We start from the raw sequence: 4101 nt of genomic DNA on the forward strand, positions 1-4101 counted from the left end.
AGGAGCAACATTGACAGGTCCGCGGATGTCGCCGGAACCGAACGAAGTGCGCGCTCGAACACCCGGACCGTGTCGTCCACCATCGGTCGGATAAGGGCCTCGAACTCGTCGCGGGTCAACCGCACGGATTCCGGCATGGCATCGCGGCCGGCCTGGGGCAGACCCAGCGATGACAGGTCAACCGGAATATCAACCACGTCGTCCTCGGAGAGAATCTCCTTTGCCTGGGCGCACTCATACCGTAACCGGCGCAGAGCCGTGGCCGTCGCGGGATTCGTGTCGTCAAGACCGGACGCGGTGTCACCAAACGTACGCAGGACATAGGCGAGCAGGATCTCATCGATGTCCATGCCACCGGCGCGGGTGATCCCAGCCGGGGTACCGGCAATCTGGAATCCGGCGGGCATCGCGGCCAGCACCGCGGCCTCGAAGGAGCCCGCGCCCAGGTCGTAGATGCCCATGAATGCCCCGGGGGTCGCCGCTCCCCGACGATTGAGCAGCGCGCCGACAGCGTCGGCAGCGGAGCACACCGTGATGGGGACTGCGGCATCGACCTGGCCGACGGCTTCGGTGAACAAATCGCACCGAAACTGCGACCAGCTGGCCGGATGAGCGACGACCACGTGATCAGGCGGTGCCTTGCGCAGCCGGGTGGCCGCGGCGACGACCCAGCCGAGCAGACGTGCCACCAGTGCCTGGGGGGTATAGGCAGCGTCACCGAGCAGGATGGGCGTCGGATCACCCACCTGTCGCGGGAAGCCGCGGGCGGCCCGGCCCGGATCGGCGGCCGCGCGGCGTTGCGCCGCCCGGCCGACCTGTATCTCACCGCCGGGCGCGGCGTAGAGGACGGTCGGAATGTCGGTTCCGCCGCCGATCGCCAGCACCTGTGGCCAACCGTCGTCGGCCACAGCGACCACGGTGTTGGCCGAGCCCAGGTCGACTCCCACCTGATATCCCACAACGCCCCCGAACATCGGCCACGATGCTGATCAAGAGCAGGACCAGCACGCCGATCAACGTGCCCACGATCAACTTATCCGCCCGGATTATAGGCGCAATATCCGCGTCTTACTACATCCACATACCGTCGATCAGCACGTCGTCGCCCCGACAGCGCGATCACACAATATGGATCATGACCAAGGAGTGCGGGGCGCCACGGACGACCGGCGTCGGACCCTCCCGCGCCCAAGCCGTCACACCCCGCCACCACAAAAAAGCTACTGGTCAACAATTTGTTGACCGTCCCCGTATATTCATACATTCAATCGATCCATAGATAAAAACAATCGTACGCGCCCGGCAGAGTTTTTTCGCTGAACCCACCTTCATTGATTAATCCTTTGTTAACGATTTTCGATCCGTTTACCACCAGGACAGCACGCGATGCTGAAATCCGAGAAGCACCGAGATGGCCAGCTCGCCAGCGTCCGGGTCGACCACGGCCAACCGCTGCCGGTCGGTGGGGAAGGCCGTCCTGCACACCATTCCGTAGGTAGACCATTCGAGTCTTGGAGGGGGCTATGGATTCTATTGATTCGATCAACCCGAGCCTGGCACGCCGCGGTTTTCTCGTGGTGTCCGGGCTGTCCGCGGCCGGAATCGCGACCGCGTCGCTGCCGGCCGCGCGGATAAGTGCACCGAAGATCAAAAGCTACCCCTTCACACTGGGCGTGGCTTCGGGAGAGCCGACGTCACACGGTGTTGTCCTGTGGACCAGGCTCGCTCCGTCACCGCTTGACCCCGACGGTGGCATGCCCAACGCCAACTACAAGGTCCGGTGGATGGTCGCCGACGACGAGGCCATGACCCACGTGGTCCGCACCGGCACGGCAACCGCCACGCCCGAGTGGGCGCACAGCCTCCACATCGAGGTCGAGGGCCTGCTCCCGGCGTGGGACTACTACTACGCGTTCGAGATTGACGGCTACCGCAGCCCCATCGGGCATACCCGCCTCGCTCCGGGCGCGGGTTGGAACATCCCCGCGATGAAGATCGCCCACGTCTCCTGCCAGAACTTCGAAGAGGGCTACTACCGGGCCTACCGGGACATCGCCGAGCAGGACCTGGACATCGTCTTCCACCTCGGTGACTACATCTACGAATCCAAGCCGAAGCCCGGACGGTCCCGGCTGCACGCCAATCTGGAGCCGTACGACCTCGCCGGCTACCGGGTGCGCCTTTCCCAGTACAAGACGGACCCCGACCTCCAGGCCGCGCACGCCGCCCACCCGTGGGCGGTGACCTGGGACGACCACGAGGTCGACAACGACTACACCTTCCAGACGAATCAGGACAACAGCCCGCAGGACGCGTTCCTGGTGCGTCGCAATGCCGCCTACCAGGCGTACTGGGAGAACATGCCGCTGCCGAACAAGGTCCGCCAGGACTACCGGCTGTACCGCCGGCTGCGTTTCGGCAAGCTGGCCGAGTTCAGCGTCCTTGACACCCGCCAGTATCGCGACGCGCACGCATGCGACGACAACGGCGTGAGCAGCGGCCAGTTCGTCAACTGCACCGAGAACCAGGAGCCGACCCGCAGCATCCTGAGCGCGCCACAGCGTGACTGGCTGCTGAAGGGATTCAAGAACGCCAAAACACTGTGGAACGTCTTCCCCCAGCAGATCCTGATGGCCCAGCTGGACATCGATCCCAGTCCGACGGTCCAGTACTGGAGCGAGTTCTGGGACAGCTACGCGGCCGAGCGCCGCACCGTCCTGCAGGGCATGTACAACAGCAAGCTGTCCAACCCGGTAGTCCTGACCGGCGACATCCACGCGTTCCTGATCAACGACCTGCACACCGACTTCCGCGACCCGAACTCGCCCGTGGTCGCGACCGAGCTGGTCGGCACGTCGATCAGCACCGTGCTACCCATCCCGTTCCCGACGATCCTCGGGAAGGCGATCCCCGACAACCCGCACATCAAGATGTTCGACTCCGACTACCGTGGGTACATCCTGTCCACGATCACCCAGGAAGACTGGACCGCCGAGCTTCGGGCGGTGCGGGACTTCACCAAGCAGGACTCCGAAATGTTCCTGCACAGCAAGTGGGTCATCGAGGACGGCACGCCGGGTGCTGTGAAGGCCTGATCGCCGACGTGTAATCACAGATCGACGATCGATCGACGAGGTCGGTGCGCTGACACCGGCTTCGTCGATCACCTGGTAGACCGGGTCCTGACCGGGCCCGGTCAGGACCCGGCGACTCCGGCGCCGCTGGGCCGGGCGAACGGCGCCAACCGTGTCACCAGACCGCGTACCTCGGCCGCGGCTGCGGCTATCGTCTCCTCGGGCCTGCCAGGGGACACCCCCTCCAGCACCACCTCGAGAGCGGACAGTCGCTCGACGACCTCGGTCAGCAGATCGAAGTCCCGGACCCTGGCCCGGGCAAGCTCGGCGACCCGCTCGTTCTTCTCGAACAGCTCAACGAACACCGTGACCTTTGCGCGCAGCAACCACGGGTCGAACGGCTTGGCAATGTAGTCGACCGCGCCGACCGCGTAACCGCGGAAGGCGTGGTGCGGCTCCCGGTCGATCGCGGTGAGGAAGATGATCGGGGTGTCCCGCGTCCGACCTCGCTGCTTGATCCGATGCGCAGTCTCGAAGCCATCCATCCCGGGCATCTGGACGTCGAGCAGAATCACCGCGAAGTCGTCCACCAGGAGACGTTTTAGGGCCTCCTCGCCCGAGGAAGCGGTGACCAGATCCTGGTCGAGCGAGGCCAGGATCGCCTCGAGGGCCATCAGGTTGTCAGGTCGGTCGTCCACTAGAAGAATCTTGCTGCGCGGACGTTCCGCACCATGCGCGTCTTCGGCGTCCCCCGCGTCCATGAGATCACCCTTGCGCTCGGTCACCGCCCGCCTCCTCCTTTACGCCGCACCGCCCCCATCGGGCCACGGCTTCGAGCTCAACCGTACAAATGACTTCCGCCGGCTTCCGCGTTGCCCGTGGCCCGTGGCCCGTGGCCCGTGGCCCGGCCCAGTGGAAGTATCACCGAGCCTGGCCGACGGCGACGAGATCCGCGCCGGACGCGGAGGCCTGCAGGTGAACCGAGCTTTTCATCCCTGGCCTGTCCGGGTCCGACCCACCCCGGGCA

3 protein-coding genes are annotated in these 4101 nt (G+C 65.2%); 1 reads left to right on the plus strand and 2 read right to left on the minus strand.

What is annotated here, in order from left to right:
* Positions 1–974, minus strand: a 974-nt coding sequence (locus U9980_RS10895; RefSeq protein ID WP_322767803.1) for an Hsp70 family protein, incomplete at its 3' end; no start/stop codon positions are given.
* Between the two features lie 549 nt (positions 975–1523).
* On the opposite strand from U9980_RS10895, the gene U9980_RS10900 reads away from it, so the two are divergent.
* Positions 1524–3095: an alkaline phosphatase D family protein gene (locus tag U9980_RS10900; protein ID WP_322767804.1), complete on the plus strand. Its 1572-nt coding sequence runs from the start codon at positions 1524–1526 to the stop codon at positions 3093–3095.
* A 101-nt stretch (positions 3096–3196) separates the two neighbouring features.
* Here U9980_RS10900 and U9980_RS10905 read toward each other — a convergent pair whose 3' ends face one another.
* The gene (locus U9980_RS10905) at positions 3197–3859 is read right to left on the minus strand and encodes a response regulator (RefSeq protein WP_416210228.1); all 663 of its coding nucleotides are present in this window, start codon (positions 3857–3859) and stop codon (positions 3197–3199) included.
* Positions 3860–4101: the final 242 nt, after the last annotated feature.

Source organism: Protofrankia sp. Cr1 (genome assembly GCF_963555865.1).
In the GTDB taxonomy this organism is placed as follows: domain Bacteria; phylum Actinomycetota; class Actinomycetes; order Frankiales; family Frankiaceae; genus Protofrankia.

Coding starts and splice junctions, on each gene's coding strand:
- U9980_RS10900 (WP_322767804.1), top strand. CDS start 1,524: ATGGATTCTATTGATTCGATCAACCCGAGCCTGGCACGCCGCGGTTTT.